Source organism: Akkermansia muciniphila (assembly GCF_900184965.1).
Taxonomy (GTDB): Bacteria; Verrucomicrobiota; Verrucomicrobiia; order Verrucomicrobiales; family Akkermansiaceae; genus Akkermansia; species Akkermansia muciniphila_A.
Window position 1 is genome coordinate 24,159 of record NZ_FXYA01000204.1, and the last position, 13,856, is coordinate 38,014.

General features: G+C 56.2%; 17 protein-coding genes. 5 read left to right on the forward strand and 12 right to left on the reverse strand.

Annotation, left to right across the window (positions count from 1 at the left end; translation table 11 throughout):
* Positions 1-4: 4 nt before the first annotated feature.
* The 3 genes from CI070_RS08135 to CI070_RS08145 are packed head-to-tail and all read left to right on the forward strand — an operon-like array spanning position 5 to position 1,191.
* Positions 5-592 carry a DUF2589 domain-containing protein gene (locus CI070_RS08135; protein WP_179219369.1) on the forward strand — a complete coding sequence of 196 codons (588 nt, stop codon included), beginning with the start codon at positions 5-7 and terminating at the stop codon, positions 590-592.
* A gap of 18 nt (positions 593-610) precedes the next feature.
* Positions 611-841, forward strand: a complete 231-nt coding sequence (locus CI070_RS08140) for a hypothetical protein (protein WP_094137289.1) — start codon at positions 611-613, stop codon at positions 839-841.
* Positions 838-1,191, forward strand: a complete 354-nt coding sequence (locus CI070_RS08145; RefSeq protein WP_143245722.1) for a hypothetical protein — start codon at positions 838-840, stop codon at positions 1,189-1,191. Before CI070_RS08140 ends, CI070_RS08145 begins: the two co-directional genes overlap by 4 nt.
* A gap of 35 nt (positions 1,192-1,226) precedes the next feature.
* On the opposite strand, the gene CI070_RS08150 is transcribed toward CI070_RS08145, so the two are convergent.
* The 10 genes from CI070_RS08150 to CI070_RS08195 all read right to left on the reverse strand — a co-directional run bounded on the left by CI070_RS08150 (position 1,227) and on the right by CI070_RS08195 (position 9,628).
* Positions 1,227-1,547, reverse strand: coding sequence for a DUF3820 family protein (locus CI070_RS08150; protein ID WP_094137291.1), 321 nt, complete (start codon positions 1,545-1,547; stop codon positions 1,227-1,229).
* Positions 1,544-2,248, reverse strand: a complete 705-nt coding sequence (locus CI070_RS08155; protein ID WP_094137292.1) for an alpha/beta fold hydrolase — start codon at positions 2,246-2,248, stop codon at positions 1,544-1,546. Before CI070_RS08155 ends, CI070_RS08150 begins: the two co-directional genes overlap by 4 nt.
* 16 nt (positions 2,249-2,264) lie before the next feature.
* Entirely contained in the window at positions 2,265-2,870 is a 606-nt protein-coding gene (locus tag CI070_RS08160; protein WP_094137293.1) for a MarC family protein, read from the reverse strand.
* A gap of 194 nt (positions 2,871-3,064) precedes the next feature.
* Positions 3,065-3,631, reverse strand: coding sequence for a hypothetical protein (locus tag CI070_RS08165; RefSeq protein ID WP_094137294.1), 567 nt, complete (start codon positions 3,629-3,631; stop codon positions 3,065-3,067).
* Positions 3,628-5,268: a hypothetical protein gene (locus tag CI070_RS08170; RefSeq protein WP_094137295.1), complete on the reverse strand. Its 1,641-nt coding sequence runs from the start codon at positions 5,266-5,268 to the stop codon at positions 3,628-3,630. The genes CI070_RS08165 and CI070_RS08170 overlap by 4 nt, the downstream gene beginning before the upstream one ends.
* A gap of 409 nt (positions 5,269-5,677) precedes the next feature.
* Complete coding sequence (locus tag CI070_RS08175; protein ID WP_143246902.1) at positions 5,678-6,085, reverse strand: hypothetical protein; 408 nt, start codon at positions 6,083-6,085, stop codon at positions 5,678-5,680.
* 68 nt (positions 6,086-6,153) lie between these two features.
* A complete protein-coding gene (locus CI070_RS08180; RefSeq protein ID WP_094137297.1) occupies positions 6,154-7,119 on the reverse strand; it encodes a GDSL-type esterase/lipase family protein in 966 nt (321 codons plus the stop codon).
* The gene (locus tag CI070_RS08185) at positions 7,116-8,171 is read right to left on the reverse strand and encodes a hypothetical protein (RefSeq protein WP_094137298.1); all 1,056 of its coding nucleotides are present in this window, start codon (positions 8,169-8,171) and stop codon (positions 7,116-7,118) included. Before CI070_RS08185 ends, CI070_RS08180 begins: the two co-directional genes overlap by 4 nt.
* Entirely contained in the window at positions 8,168-8,788 is a 621-nt protein-coding gene (locus tag CI070_RS08190; RefSeq protein ID WP_143246903.1) for a hypothetical protein, read from the reverse strand. The genes CI070_RS08185 and CI070_RS08190 overlap by 4 nt, the downstream gene beginning before the upstream one ends.
* A 66-nt stretch (positions 8,789-8,854) precedes the next feature.
* Positions 8,855-9,628 (reverse strand): Hsp33 family molecular chaperone HslO, encoded by a 774-nt coding sequence (locus CI070_RS08195; RefSeq protein WP_094137300.1) that lies wholly within the window; start codon positions 9,626-9,628, stop codon positions 8,855-8,857.
* A 202-nt stretch (positions 9,629-9,830) separates the two neighbouring features.
* On the opposite strand from CI070_RS08195, the gene CI070_RS08200 reads away from it, so the two are divergent.
* Positions 9,831-10,334, forward strand: a complete 504-nt coding sequence (locus CI070_RS08200; protein WP_094137301.1) for a peptidylprolyl isomerase — start codon at positions 9,831-9,833, stop codon at positions 10,332-10,334.
* A gap of 80 nt (positions 10,335-10,414) precedes the next feature.
* Positions 10,415-12,409, forward strand: a complete 1,995-nt coding sequence (locus tag CI070_RS08205; protein ID WP_094137302.1) for an ABC-F family ATP-binding cassette domain-containing protein — start codon at positions 10,415-10,417, stop codon at positions 12,407-12,409.
* A gap of 194 nt (positions 12,410-12,603) precedes the next feature.
* Here CI070_RS08205 and CI070_RS08210 read toward each other — a convergent pair whose 3' ends face one another.
* Both CI070_RS08210 and CI070_RS08215 read right to left on the reverse strand, forming a co-directional pair.
* The gene (locus tag CI070_RS08210; RefSeq protein ID WP_094137303.1) at positions 12,604-13,518 is read right to left on the reverse strand and encodes a DMT family transporter; all 915 of its coding nucleotides are present in this window, start codon (positions 13,516-13,518) and stop codon (positions 12,604-12,606) included.
* Positions 13,518-13,856 (reverse strand): cupin domain-containing protein, encoded by a 339-nt coding sequence (locus CI070_RS08215; RefSeq protein WP_094137304.1) that lies wholly within the window; start codon positions 13,854-13,856, stop codon positions 13,518-13,520. Before CI070_RS08215 ends, CI070_RS08210 begins: the two co-directional genes overlap by 1 nt.

The window sequence follows — 13,856 nt, forward strand, 5'->3', positions numbered from 1 at the left end:
GATGATGAGTGATTCTGCAAACAACAAGGTGAACGGGCACATTATGAGCCTGCAGCAGCTGATTTCAGCCCCGCTGGTCGCAACGATTGATGCGGACGCCATGTCCACGGAACGTTACATGAAGCATTTCATGTCCCTGGCCTTTGAGTCCTACAATCCTGCGGACGGATCCACAGGGGCGTTGAGATTGATCAGCTTCAACTTTACGGACAGCGACGCTTCCGGCGTCGCGGAAAAGAAGGTCAGCGTGCCGCTCATCAGCCTGGTGACGCTGCCGCTGCTGCAAATCAAGCAGGCGGATTTTGATTTTGACATCAATATCATTGACGCAATAGCTTCCGCTCCGAACGAACATTTCTCCCTGAACAGGGGAGAGGTGGAGTCACCCGGCGGAAAGGAGAAGAATGAAGGGCTGAATTTTCGGGCCTCCCTGGCTCCGCAGTCCGGGAGAGGCGCTTCTTCCTCCCTTCAGGCGAACATGAAAATTCATGTCTCCATGCAGCAGGCGGACATGCCTTCCGGCTTGTCCCAATTTCTCCAGCTGGCTTCCAGGCCGCATTATGAGGATTCTCCCTCCCGGGAAAAGAAATGATTAATTGAAAAAAACAACATGGACCAGAAAACAACTTATTCCTACCAGCGCACTCCGGGGCTTCATTGCCCCAAATGCGGAGTGTATTTCCCCACGACCATTCCGGACTTGCTGTCCGGCTCCATCAGGTGCCCCCATTGCGGCCTGGCGCTTTCCGTTGACCGGAAGGCGTCCGACCATGCCATGCAGGCCCTGGAAAAGTTTCAGAACGCATTGGACAAGCAGCTTCCCTCCGCCTCCCTGTCATGAAGAGACTGTTGATTACCATGTCCGCCGTGCTGTGCATGGCTCTTCCATCCCTGTCCCCTGCGGAGATGCGGCAGCAGGAACCCCGCCAGCTTGCCGCAGCCTGGCAGGAAGTGAAGAAGCAGATAGCGGACGACGGACAAACCATCCGTGTGAGGGACGGCATTCAAGCGCTTGAACTCCTGGCGGAGCTGGGGATTTCTTCCGTTCCGGAGGATGGCGTCAGGCTGTCCCGCGGCAGCCTGACCATTGTGGTCACGCGCGGGAAAAAAGAGGACGGGGTTTTTTACGTGCTGGCCGTTAAGGAAGAAGGGGGCGCAAGCCTGGAAGTGAAGATGGTTCCTGCCTCCTGATTTGCCGGAGGGGGCATCCCTTCAGAAAAGGAAGGTCATTCATTTTCAAAGTTCCACACGCGGCGGCGGGCGTTTTTCTTCGTCCGCCCGCCGTTGGCTTTCCGGAAGGGGTCAAAAAGAGAATCCAGCCCGTTCCCTTTCAGCAGCAGGCACTGTTCCATCAGGCGGCCCAGTTTTCCTTTCGGGAACCCCTTGGCCTGGAACCAGGCCAGATATTCCTGGGGGACATCCATCAGCGGACATCCCCTGGGGGGATATTTGGCAGGACCGTACATGCCGAAAGGAATGCGGGTCTGCGCGATTTCCTCCACCAGTTTTCTTAAATCTTCCGCGTCCGGTATTTCAGGATCGTTCATAGATTGTTCATCATAAATGGTTGCAGGCATTCCGCCAGCCTTTCCGGCGTTTCCAGGGGAAGCCGGTGCCCGGCATGAGGGATGATGACGGCTTGTTCTCCCGCCATGCGCCGCGCCAGGGCGCTGAATCTGGCGTCGCGCTGTCCGGCAATCCAAAGCTGGGGAACAGGGGATTGCCTCAAAAGCGGAGCCAGGTTTTCCTGTGCGCCCACAGACCAGTCAATAAAGGCGCGGGAGATGGATTTGCGCCACGGTTTCAGGGAAGAACGGTCCGGAGGCGGCGGACCGCCTTCAAATACGCCCTGGGCATCCCATTCCTTCAAAAAATTTTCCCAGGGAGCGGAGAGGCATTGGACGGCCCATTCCGCATCCTTCGCCCGCCGCGCCGCCCGTTCCGCTTCATGTTCCAGGCCGGGATTGGCGCTGACGAATATGGCTCCTTTCCAGAGAGGGGGATGAGCCAAAACGGCCTGCATGGCCAACCTGCCCCCCAGGGAATAGCCGCAGAGGAGGGGGCGGCGATCCTGGGAGGCTATTTCGGAACACAGCACGCGGCCCATATCCTTCAAACTCTTGGGGCAGCATTCCAGATACTTCCAGAGGTTCAGAGCGCGAGCCTCCACACCTCCGGCATGAAGAAAATCCATGACGGGTTTCCAATCCGCCGGAGAACCCAGATTGCCGTGCAGAAGCCAAATCATGGTCGGAACCGCTTTTCTATTTGACGCCGTAGCCGGCGAGTCCGTTCATAAACATCTGGACGGAAATCATGATGAGCACCATGCCCATCATCCGTTCCAGGGCGATTGTCCCTTTTTCCCCCAGCAGGCGCAGGAACTTCTGGGCGATGAAGAGCACAATTCCGGAGAGGAACCAGGCAGTTACAATGGCCCCGGCATAAGTCATCTGGGAAATGCTGTCCGGAGTCTGGGAGGCGTGCAGCATAATGATGGACAGGGAAGAGGGGCCGGCCATCAGGGGCATGGCGATGGGAACAATAAAGGGTTCGTCCTTTCCGTCCGCCCGGCCGGAGGAAGAAAGCATATCCCTGGCGGGGAAGACCATTCCCAGCGCTACGAGAAACAGCAGGATGCCTCCGGAAATGCTCAGGGTGGAGGGTTGCAGCCCCAGCAGGTTCAGCAGGAATTTCCCGGAAAAGAAGAAAAGGAGCAGCAGGCTCAACGCAAATGCAAGTTCCCGCATCAGAATAGTCTTCTGTTGCGCGGGAGAGTATTTTTTCAGCATTCCCTGAATCATGGGCGCCAGACCCACCGGGTCGATGACGATGAACAGAAGAATAACAGTGGAAAGGAAATCCTGCATGGAATATGCCCCGTTGTAAACGATGCGGGCGTGTACGTCAAAAGGAACCGCCAGCAGTGGAAATTTTCTCTGCCCGGATTGCTATTTTCTTCACCAGCGCAGGAGCCGGGCCTTTATGCCTGGAAAGCGATTTGAGGAATTCTGGGGAAACTTTGCGTAGGAGACCATAGCTTTTTAATAAAACAGAAAAGCTATTAGCGCAAGAATCCTTTGGGCGACCGGCGTGACAAACTAAATTCTGCCTTCCCTACATACACCCTCCGAGCATCGGGATACGAACTTTCATCCCTGAAACGTACTTCCAGCTCATAGTTCTGACCATTGCGAAGACGGTCAAAATACATCAGCAACAGGTAAGCTTCCTTGATGGGGACTTCATGTTTTTCTCCCGGCTTCAACGTAATGAAGCGCATCAAAGCCGCTACCCGTTCGATTTTATAACCGGCTCCATAACAGGCTATTGGATTCTCTATTTCGCCCACTCTGTACCCATATCTTTTCCCTCCCGCTTTTTTCCATATTTCGATACGGATATTAGGGCCGTCATCCTTGAGGGGATAGAAGTCGTCGAACAGGCGCACGGTCTTTTCGCCCTTGTTCGTGAACACCAGTTTGAAGTCAGGGAACGTCTCCCTCGCGTCAAACCGGGTCTTTTCCATCACCACGGAGCATTCCACTCCGTTGTCGGCCATGTCCCCCCACGCCGCGGCATGGAGGGACAGGCTTGCCAGAAGTACTAAATACCGGAAGATTTTTTTCATTGCAGCGCGAGCCTGGCCGTCGCCCGGAGCATCCCCCGGAAACAACCTTCACCCTGCTGATTATAGTAGCACGTTTCGAGTTCACAAGAACATTGTTTCCAGCCTTCCAGATCGACTTCATCCAGACACACCGGAATCGTGACGCTGTATTCCCGGCCGGGGGCCAGTTCCCGGTAGTTCAAGGAACGATTGAAGGTTATTTTCCCGCCTGTCCTGTTCAGGACGCGGAAGTTCCCCCGTTCCGTCCTCAACACCGTCAGGAAGAAATAATCAGCCGTCTCATCGTTGATTTCGTCCGGAATCCGGACAGGTTCGTTTCCTTCATTGCGGAAGCGGACTGTGATTCTGCCTTCCCTGAACCGGGAGGTATCCGCCATGGAGAGGGTCAAGGGCGCCGGTTCCTCCGCAGCAGCCACGCTGCGGGCATACATGCCGTTGACGGGCGGAAGGAAACAGGGCGGTTCAATCGTTCCCGGTTCCGTGACTTCATCGGGTACTCTGCTCCACCCATTGGCCTTTGCCTGGGCAATAATCTTCCGGGTTGCCTCGTTCAGAACTTTTTGTCCGGCACAGTAGGGACGGTCATTGGCCTCATCCGGCAATACTTTGATATAGTTATAGACAGCTTCAAAATACGTATTACTCAACTCGGTAACGAATGGCTTCATATTTTCCAGAAACTTTTCCATTTCTGGAACTTTTTCACAGGATTCATGCTTCATTTCAATCGTATCCTGTATTCTCAAATTGTCCCAGTAGAATTGTAAGGCGTCATTGCATTCTCGGCGGTGGTGTTTCTCGTGGGCGAGGGATGCCTCTTGAGTATGCCATGCGCCGCGTTTATGAGACTGGTAACGGTTCATTGCAGTGACCGCTTCGACGGCTTCATCTTCGGTGACAGGGGGATTTTTAAGGGCGTCCCTGTATCCTCCCGTGCGCAAGAGAATCCTGGAACCGGCGGAAACTTGCTGCACGCGCAGTCTCCACTCGTCGAGCACTTCATCCTTGCAAGCCGTTACGATGATCTGGGGACTGATAAGGGACGTTTTAGTATCTCCGATACTTTCCTCAACGACAGGCGCAGGTTCTTCAAGCGTCACCTCCACTTTCTTGGACTCTTCACAGGTGATGGTGGATTCCTTTTCAATCGTCCACAGCTTGATTTTGGGAGAAGGCGAGAATTCGCGCTTCATCGTCGAGTTGCCTTCGTACTTCCCTGCCTGGATAGGTTCCCTGTCCATCGTCACATTGAACGCGGCAGCGTTGTTGCTGACGGGGGTGTAGGCATTATTCGTGTAAGACAAGGCCACCTTGTAATAGCCAGCTTTCAATCCTATCATTTCCGTTTGAATATTCAGCTTGCCGTTGGGAGGTGTCCCATCCTTCTTGCAAAGCACGTCGCCCGCAATGGAAATGCTGCCTGTGTCGTCGGCTTCCACGCCGAAATAATACAGGCCGTCTTCCTCGACCTTGATGAACATTTCCGGCGCTCCGGCGCAAGTGGCGTGTTCGCACGCCGAACCGTCAAAGTTGAACTCCATCGCGTCAACTCCGAGTTTCTGCGGGATGAGAGCCTGCTCCCCGTCGCAGATAAGCTTCGGACCGACCGCCTTGTTCAGTGGTATATAATTATTCATATTCCTGAATTGTTTCTTGTTTGAGAACTAACCATTTAGCTCTCAAATGAACATAAGGAATTCCAGGAAGAACAACAACACGCCCCGGACGTGATGGGGGAAAATCCCCGATTATCTCCAATAAAAATGGCGGATGCCATCCAGCGCCCGCCATATATATGTTAATAGTTTGGAACGTATCGCTACGCTTGTGTATGAATTAAACTAGACCCTACAGGGGCTGGTAGCCCCGTTCCTCCTGCCGGATGAGTTGCCCCTCCGGGATACAGACTCTTTACATTTCCGTTTTCGGAAAAAGCGGGGTTTCTGAAATACGGATTCAAGGCAGTCGGGAAAAATAATACGGAAACGCCCGGCACGGAGGCTTGTGACGCCGGACGGGCATTGAATGGTATTTCCGTTCCCGGAGTTACAGAAGAAGGTCCTGGATGTTGTCCGAGGAGATGACGCCCGTTTCCGTGGAGGACAGTACGCAGAGGGCGTCTACCAGGTTTTCCTGCCCCAGAGCCAGACCGGCTTCCTCTACCAGTACATCGTCAATATTCAGGGCGGCGATGGAAAAGGGCGCCGTTTCCGGAGAAGAAGGCTCCATCAGGGCGGCAATGCCGATGACGGCCGCCACCAGGGCTGCCGCCGCAGCTCCCCAAATGCGGAAGGAATGCCGCTTGAAGTGATGAATGGATTCCACCGGAACGGCGGGAGCGCATTCTTCCCTTTCAATGCGCATCATGACCTTGCGGGCAAAATCGTCTCCCGGCGCAGGTTGGGAGGCATGGCCCAGAATCTGCCAGAGTGTTGTATCGTCCTGTTCGTTCATGGTGGCGGTTCCGCTGAGGGGTTCTATGAGGAAAAACACCGGAAGATGGGTCCGGTTTCTTGCCGGCGTCATTTTTTCCGTTCAGCCGCCCGTCTGATGACAGGAGCCAGCACGGCGGCGATGCGTGCGTAGCCGGCCGCAGAGGGGTGCAGTCCGTCGCTGGAAAGTTCTTCCGGGACGTGTCCATCGCTATTCGCCATGACGCGTCCCGGCTCCGTATAGATGAAATTTTCTTCCGCGGCCAGGCGGTTCAGAAGGAGGTTGATGCCGGCAATACGTTCCGCCGTGCCTTCCCGGGCGCTGTTGCGCGGATAGAATCCCTGGAGGATGATGACGGCTTTTTCCAGTCTGCCGGTGATTTCCCGGCAGACGGCACGAATGCCTTCCAGGATTTCGCCGTCCGTGTTTTCCGAAAGGTTGTTCGTGCCGAGGAGCACCACGCAAACGGCATTGTCCTCCGCTCCGTCCAGTTCTCCGTGGCGGAGCCGCCACAGGGCGTTTTCCACCCGGTCATAGCCGAACCCCAGGTTGACCGCCCGCATTCCCGCCGCGCACAGGTCCCATGTTTCCGGGGATTTCTGGAGGATGTCCCGGTGCGGTTCGTCCACGGGCGGACCTCCCCAGAAATGTGTGATGGAGTCTCCGATGAAGAGGAGGTCCGGGCGTGTTTCGCGCACGATGCGGCACGCGGCTTCATGCCGGGACGCCCAGTCGTAAATCATGAAGTCCCGGTCCTGGGTGCAGGGAATCAGCGTGGAGGGTACGGCCCGGGCGGGGGCAGGGCCGGGCATGATGAAGGTTTCCGGCGCCGTAATGCCGCGCTTCCCCCGGAACAGGCGGAAGCGGATGCGCGTGCCGGGCGGGGCCTGCACCGGAGCCAGATAACGGCCCTGCGTGCAGAGCATGCGGGGGGTATCCGCATTCACGTCCATGCGGATGACGGCTTCCGGAGGGGCGTTCACCGCGGTAAGCGCCAGTTCTCCCGCCTCATTCAGGGAGGCGCGGATTCCGGGGGGTGGGGATGATTCTGTCATGAGACATCGCGCATGTGCTGGCGCATTTGCCTGCGTCCGATGGAGTTCGGCCCGCAGCTGTCCTGCATGCAGTAGTTCACGGGACGGCTCTGGGAAGCTCCGTGGGGGGCGCCCAGGCGCTTATCCGGCTCTGACGGCAGCAGATGCACCACTCTTTTGTTTTTCCAGACCAGCCAGAGCACCACCACGGCCGCCAGTGCGGAGATGTGCAGGATGATGCCGGCTACATTGGCCAGGGCGAAGGACATCCAGGCTTTCATCATGGCATGGAGGGAGGATTCTTGCGCCTCCTCCGGTTCCTGGATGGTGATGTTGGCTTCCGGGATGCTGGCAGGATTGTCCGGCTCCAGCGCGGGGAGGGAAGGACTGGGGGCGGATGCCATGTCCGCCTCCGTTCTTCTGGCCAGGGAAATCATGGCCTCAATGAGTTCGTCCTGCGGGTTGGTGAATCGGGAGGCGTCCTGCTTCACCTGGTACAGGAGATCCCGCCGTCCCGCATCCCCAAGGTGGGAACTCAGCTCCGGATCCAGTGCGATCTGGGCGCTTTTAATATCTCCCATGTGGAAATGGAGCAGCAGATTGCGCTCCTTGTCCCTGAATATCTGGCGGGCGATCGTGGGGGCATTGACGGAAGGGGGGACTTTCTGCCCGGCCGCGAAGATGCTGACGAACAGGTTGACGTTGTAACGGGATTTGACGAGCTTGATAAGCTCGATAACGTCATTGCTTTCCACTTCCGCAAGAAGCTTTTGGGGGTCAATCAGGCCGGTGGAGGTGCGGATGTAGTCCGGCAGGAAATATTCATTGACGTCCGTAAAATCCTCCGGAATGGGGTCTACGGCGGGGGAGTCTGCATTGGCGGCGGGTTCCGGCATGGGATCGGAGGGGGCCGCCGCATCCACAGGGGGCAGCAAGGGAGGGTTGGCATTCCACCACGCGCCTCTCATCAGGGATTGCTGGTCGCGGGGGGTCCATTTCAGGGCAGGCAATTCCTGGGCCGGAGCCGGAAAGATGGCCGCCGCCAGCAGGAGCGGGAATAAAAGGGGTTTCATGCGCCGCCTCCTTTCCGGTCCGCAGGAGCGGGAGGCGTTAATCCATAGCGCATGGGATGCCTGACCTTGGAGCGCGCTTTCCGGGCTACGAGCTGGACGGCGTTTTTCATGATGGAACCCGCGGCCTGGAGGAGCATGCTTTCCCGCAGGGGGATGCGGGCTTTCATGATGGATTTGTTGATCAGGTCCGGCTCTACATAAGGGTCCAGTTCATACCCCCACATGAAGCAGGCCGTGTCCGTCCGCACATCCAGCACCAGAATCAGGAGCCACTGGGGATCCAGCGGTCCCTGGTGGTTGGGGAAGCCTGCCTCGTCCACCGTCAGGTGGTTCATTGTCCAGAAACTGTGTGGAATAAGGGAAAAGGGCTCCAGGATGTTGGGGAAATAAACGGACAGGAGAACGGGGGGAATGCGGCGCTCCAGTTTCTCCAGCAGGGCATTCAGCCTCACGCGATCCTGCTGCCGGAGAGCTCCGGCGTTGTCGCATACGCGGCGGTAGGGAATGGCGTTTTTGCCGTATTTTTTGTCCAGATTTTCCAGGGAAAAACCGCAGTGGGGGCACAATGATTCCGCCCCGCGGTGGAAATTATGTAAACACTTCGGACAAGTCGGCACAAGGAAAGTTTAAGCACGAAGTTCGTTGCCGAAAAGACTAATTGTCAGAAAGAAATCATGTATGTCTCAATCTTCCAGATTTTCTTTCGTCACACGGTAAATGGCGGCGCACCTTGGGCAGGTGACTTCCAGTTCCTCTTCTCCCTGGAACAGGTCTTCCTTGTTTTTCTGAAGGGTCTTGAGCGTAGGCAGGATGCGGTCCAGCGTGCAGCCGCAGTAAAAGCGGAACCGGCGCGTTTCCAGCACGCGGGTATTTTCATCTTCTTCCAGATGGGCCATTTTCTCCCGGGTAAGGGAAGCAAGCCATTCTTCATCCGCGTCAGGCTGGGCCGTCACCATGGTATAGCATTCATCCGGGAGCTCAATGCAGCGGGCGTTTCTCTGTTCGCTTTGCCTGTAAAATTCCTCCACCCACCGTGCCGGAGACGTTCCCGGAATGGGTACGACGGAGTATTGCGGGTCAAACCCCTTGCGGAGCAGGGTGGAATACAGCGTGTTTTCCTCAGGTTCCTTGATGTCCCGGGTGAAGACGCGCCCTACTACGGATTCCGTCAGGGAAGAACCGGTCACAAACAGGTTGGCGACGGCGGGCGTCCGGAGATTGACAGTCCAGGCATGTTGCTCCGCCCAGGGCCGTGCGACCATGTAGAGGGTGAAATAGGCCATGAGTTCTTTCAGCAGGCTGTCGCAGAGTTCTTCGTTGCGCAGGCCGTACTGCATGAGGTGAAGGTAGTAGTCCGTAAACAGGGGAGAGAATTTTGACCTGAGCGCCAGACAATTGCGTCCGCGGACAAAAATGGATTCAACCGTAATGAATTCTTCTACCAGTTCTTCGCTCATGTCATTCAAGTTCGGCCTTCCTTTATGGAAAATCAACCGTTCCTCCTGTCATTAGGAACCATCATGACAGGCAGGCGCGGCAGTATTCTTTTTCCCGGCATGGAAAGGTGCGGCAGAGAAACGGGCGGGAAATAACGGAGGGGCCCGGGGACTGCACGCAATAAGCCTTTACCATGCCTTTTGGCGCGTTTAACATGCGCCCATGGCAACTGACAAAAATATCACCATCCATACTTCCAAGGGCGACATCAAGCTGACGGTGTTTGCTTCCAAGACGCCCGTGACGGCGGCTTCCTTTCTGAATCTGGCTTCCAAGGGGTTTTATGACGGGCTCAAGTTTCACCGCGTGATTCCGGATTTCATGATTCAGGGCGGCGACCCCACCGGCACGGGCATGGGAGGCCCCGGCTACAGGTTTGAAGACGAGTGCCGCCCGGACCTCAAGCATGACGGCCCCGGCGTGCTTTCCATGGCGAACGCGGGCCCCGGAACCAACGGTTCCCAGTTCTTCATCACCCATGTGCCCACCGACTGGCTGAATGGCAAGCACACCGTCTTCGGCAAGGTGACGGAAGGCCAGAGCGTAGTGGATTCCATTAAGCAGGGAGACACCATCTCCGGCATTACGATTGAAGATAATGCGGATGATCTGTTTGCGGAACAGGCCGACCGCATTGCCGCGTGGAACAAGGCGCTTGGTAAATAACTTCATTCCGGCATTCATTCAGCGGAACGCGGCGCGGGGACGCCCGTTCCGCTGTTTTCCTCTCTCTGCTTTTTCAGCACATGGTTCTGGCTGTTCAAAACCTGCGCGTGCAGTATGGCGCGCGCGTCCTGTTCAATGACCTATCCTTTACAGTGGAGGATGGGGAAAGAATTGCCCTGGCGGGCCATAACGGCGCGGGAAAATCCACGCTGATGAAGTGCATCGCCGGTTTGAATGAACCGGATTCCGGCTCCATTATCAAATCCAGGCATTCCCAGGTGGGTTATCTGCCCCAGGAAGGAATTCATATCCGCGGGCGCAAATTGATTGATGAAGCCATGTCCGCTTTTGCGGACCTGATGGATCTTCAGGAGCGCATTGATGTCCTGACGCGGGAAATGGCGGGGCTGGACCCCCGTTCCGCCGCCTACTCTGAAGTTCTCAATGAAATCGGGGAACTGGAACTGGTGCTGCATGCCCATAATTCCGCCCGGCTGCGTCCCCGGACGGAATCTATCCTGCGCGGCCTGGGATTCAAAGACAGGGATTTTGACCGGGATTGCGGAGAATTTTCCGGCGGCTGGCAAATGCGCATCGCATTGGCCAAACTGCTGCTCCGGGAACCTGAAGTGCTGCTTCTGGACGAACCTACCAACCATTTGGACATCCAGTCCCAACGGTGGATGGAACAGTACCTGCGCTCCTACCGGGGCGCTATCATCCTCATCTCCCACGATGCCGCGCTGCTGGATTCCCTGGTTTCCCGTACGATTGCTTTTTACCACGGCCGTGCGGAGGAGTACGCGGGCAATTTTTCCTATTTCCTGAAGGAAAGCGTGCTGCGGAAGGAGATTCTGCTGCGCCAGAAAAAAGCCCAGGAGCGGGAGATCGCCAAAACGAAGGAGTTTATTGACCGTTTCCGTTATAAAGCCACCAAGGCTTCCCTGGTGCAGTCCCGCATCAAGCAGCTGGAAAAAGTGGAACTGATTGAGGTGGAAGAGGATGACGCCGTCATGAACTTTCACTTTCCTGCTCCTCCAGCCGGCGCCCATTCTGTAGTCAGGCTGGAAAAGGTTTCCAAGCATTACGGCCCCGTTGCCGTTTTTGAGGATGTGGATTTTGAAATCGTAAAAGGGGACCGCATTGCCATTGTAGGAGTAAACGGGGCAGGGAAATCCACATTTTCCCGCCTTATTTCCGGCGGAGAGGCCCCCAGCTCCGGCAGCGTGACCATGGGACGCCATACGCAGGTAGCTTTTTTCTCCCAGACGCATGCTGACGACCTGGATCCGGAGAAAACGGTTCTGGAATGCGTGGAAGCTGCCGCCACGCGGGAATCTGCGCCCATGGTCCGGAATCTGCTTGGCTGTTTCCTGTTCCGGGGGGATGACGTGCACAAGCGCGTTGGCATGCTTTCCGGGGGCGAGCGCTCCCGCGTGGCGCTGGTGTGCATGCTGTTGCATCCGGCCAATTTCCTGATTCTGGATGAACCGACCAATCATCTGGACATCCAGTCCCAGCAGGTGCTTCAACAGGCCCTGTCCGAATATCCGGGTTCCTACTGCATCGTCTCCCACAACCGCAGTTTCCTGGACCCCATCGTGACGAAAGTTCTGGAATTTGTTCCGGGGGAGAAACCGCGCGTTTACCTGGGCAACGTTTCTGATTATTTGGAAAAGGTGGAGCGGGATCAGGCCCTGGCCGCCGCAGCCGCCTCACCCTCTTCCGGAACGGCGGAACCGGGAGCCGGGCTGGACCGCAAGGCACGCAGGCGCATGGAGGCGGAAATCCGCCAGAAGAAGACGCGCCTGCTGCGTCCGCTTCAGGAGAAACTGGAGCTGCTGGAAGAAGAAATAGCGCGGCTGGAAACGGAAAAAACGGAAATTACTACTCAGTTGGAACGTCCGGAAGTAGCGGCTGATACGGAAGCCGTCATGGAGCTTACTTCCCGTTTCCAGCAGACGGACCGGCAGCTGGAAACCTGTTTTACGCAATGGGCAGATCTTTCGGAAAAGATTGAAGAGACGGAAGCGCGCATTCAAGAAGAGGCGGAAAGAAGCGTTTCCGGGAGCTGAGAGGATTTTCTTCAGGAAACTTTGTTGTTGCCGGATATCTAATCCGGAGACAAGCTTTTCCGCAACGTGATAAATGAATGTTTGTCCGTTGCGGGAAATCATAAGTTTGGCATGTCCTGAAAGCGGTTTCCGTCCATTTCCCTGCAAGGGGGAGGAAAATATCGAAAACCGGAACGGGAAAAATCAGATTTCTTTCAGGATGGCCTTTTCTTCCCGCTTTTCCGTGTTTTTTTTCTGTACTCTGAAATCGTGACGCCGAACAGGGTAAGCAGGATCCCCGCCAGGGATATCCAGGTCAGGCGTTCCCCCAGAATGATGGCTGAGGCCACCACGGCTACGACCGGTACCATGTAAATGTAAACGCTGGACTTGACGGCTCCCAGCATTTCCACCACGCGATTCCAGGTCAGGAAGCACAATGCGGAAGCGAACAGGCCCAGATACAGCAGGTTAACGGCATTGACGGGTTTTGCCATCAGACGCCAGTCCATATTTGCCGGAAGGACCCACAGGGCGGGGATCATCAGCGCGATGCCATAGAAAAAAATGCGGCGCGTGCAGATGATCATGTTGGACGTGTTGACGCCGATTTTTTTCATCAGAATGGAATACGCCGCCCAGACGAAGGCCGCTCCCAGTGCCAGGATGTCCCCCGCCGGATTCAGTTCCAGCACGAAGGCGCCGTTTGCCATGATAAGGAAGATGCCCGTGAAGGAGGCGGCAAAACCCAGGAAGAAACGGCGGGAAAAGCCTTCCCCTTTCAGCAGGAAATGGGCCAGAAGGGCTGTGAAGAAAGGCACCACGGCCACGATAATTCCCACATTGGAGGCGAAAGTGTAAGTCAGGGCGATGTTTTCCAGCAGGAAATACAGGGTAACCCCGGTCAATCCCGCTCCGGCGAACAGGAGTTCCTTTTTCCAGCCGGAGAATGGAAGAACCCGCGGTTTCAGGCACCAGAGAAAGGCATATCCTATTACAAAGCGCGTGAAGAGTACCGTGACGGGGGTGAAGTCCCGTAAGAGCACCTTGGTGGAGACGAAAGTCGTTCCCCAGATGATAATGGTCATGAGGGCGGCGGCATGTCCCAGGGTGCGCTGTCGGGAACTCATTAAATTGACGATGTGGGGGAGGAAGGCGCTTCCAGCGTCAGGCCCAGGATTTCCGCCGGTTCCGCATTCCTGTTCCAGACGGCATGGAGAACGCCGCCGGGAACGAGCTGGGATTCGTACTTGTGAACCGTTCGTTCTTCTCCGTCAAGCATGACGGAGACTGTTCCACGGGTGACAATGAATAAGTGGGCGTGGGCATGGCGGTGCGGAGAAAGGGGGCCTCCGCCGCCGGGGCTTATTTTGGCGAAGGCGCCGCCTTTCAGGGTTCCCGGCCTGTCCATAGACAGGTCCCTGGCCGTGAAGCCCGTATGATTGGGGATGGGGGAAAAGGAGTCCAT

Coding starts and splice junctions, on each gene's coding strand:
- CI070_RS08145 (WP_143245722.1), top strand. CDS start 838: ATGAAGAGACTGTTGATTACCATGTCCGCCGTGCTGTGCATGGCTCTT.
- CI070_RS08165 (WP_094137294.1), bottom strand. CDS start 3,631: ATGAAAAAAATCTTCCGGTATTTAGTACTTCTGGCAAGCCTGTCCCTC.
- CI070_RS08160 (WP_094137293.1), bottom strand. CDS start 2,870: ATGCAGGATTTCCTTTCCACTGTTATTCTTCTGTTCATCGTCATCGAC.
- CI070_RS08150 (WP_094137291.1), bottom strand. CDS start 1,547: ATGAACGATCCTGAAATACCGGACGCGGAAGATTTAAGAAAACTGGTG.
- CI070_RS08180 (WP_094137297.1), bottom strand. CDS start 7,119: ATGACAGAATCATCCCCACCCCCCGGAATCCGCGCCTCCCTGAATGAG.
- CI070_RS08195 (WP_094137300.1), bottom strand. CDS start 9,628: ATGAGCGAAGAACTGGTAGAAGAATTCATTACGGTTGAATCCATTTTT.
- CI070_RS08205 (WP_094137302.1), top strand. CDS start 10,415: ATGGTTCTGGCTGTTCAAAACCTGCGCGTGCAGTATGGCGCGCGCGTC.
- CI070_RS08140 (WP_094137289.1), top strand. CDS start 611: ATGGACCAGAAAACAACTTATTCCTACCAGCGCACTCCGGGGCTTCAT.
- CI070_RS08185 (WP_094137298.1), bottom strand. CDS start 8,171: ATGAAACCCCTTTTATTCCCGCTCCTGCTGGCGGCGGCCATCTTTCCG.
- CI070_RS08210 (WP_094137303.1), bottom strand. CDS start 13,518: ATGAGTTCCCGACAGCGCACCCTGGGACATGCCGCCGCCCTCATGACC.
- CI070_RS08175 (WP_143246902.1), bottom strand. CDS start 6,085: ATGAACGAACAGGACGATACAACACTCTGGCAGATTCTGGGCCATGCC.
- CI070_RS08135 (WP_179219369.1), top strand. CDS start 5: ATGAGTGATTCTGCAAACAACAAGGTGAACGGGCACATTATGAGCCTG.
- CI070_RS08215 (WP_094137304.1), bottom strand. CDS start 13,856: ATGGACTCCTTTTCCCCCATCCCCAATCATACGGGCTTCACGGCCAGG.
- CI070_RS08170 (WP_094137295.1), bottom strand. CDS start 5,268: ATGAATAATTATATACCACTGAACAAGGCGGTCGGTCCGAAGCTTATC.
- CI070_RS08200 (WP_094137301.1), top strand. CDS start 9,831: ATGGCAACTGACAAAAATATCACCATCCATACTTCCAAGGGCGACATC.
- CI070_RS08155 (WP_094137292.1), bottom strand. CDS start 2,248: ATGATTTGGCTTCTGCACGGCAATCTGGGTTCTCCGGCGGATTGGAAA.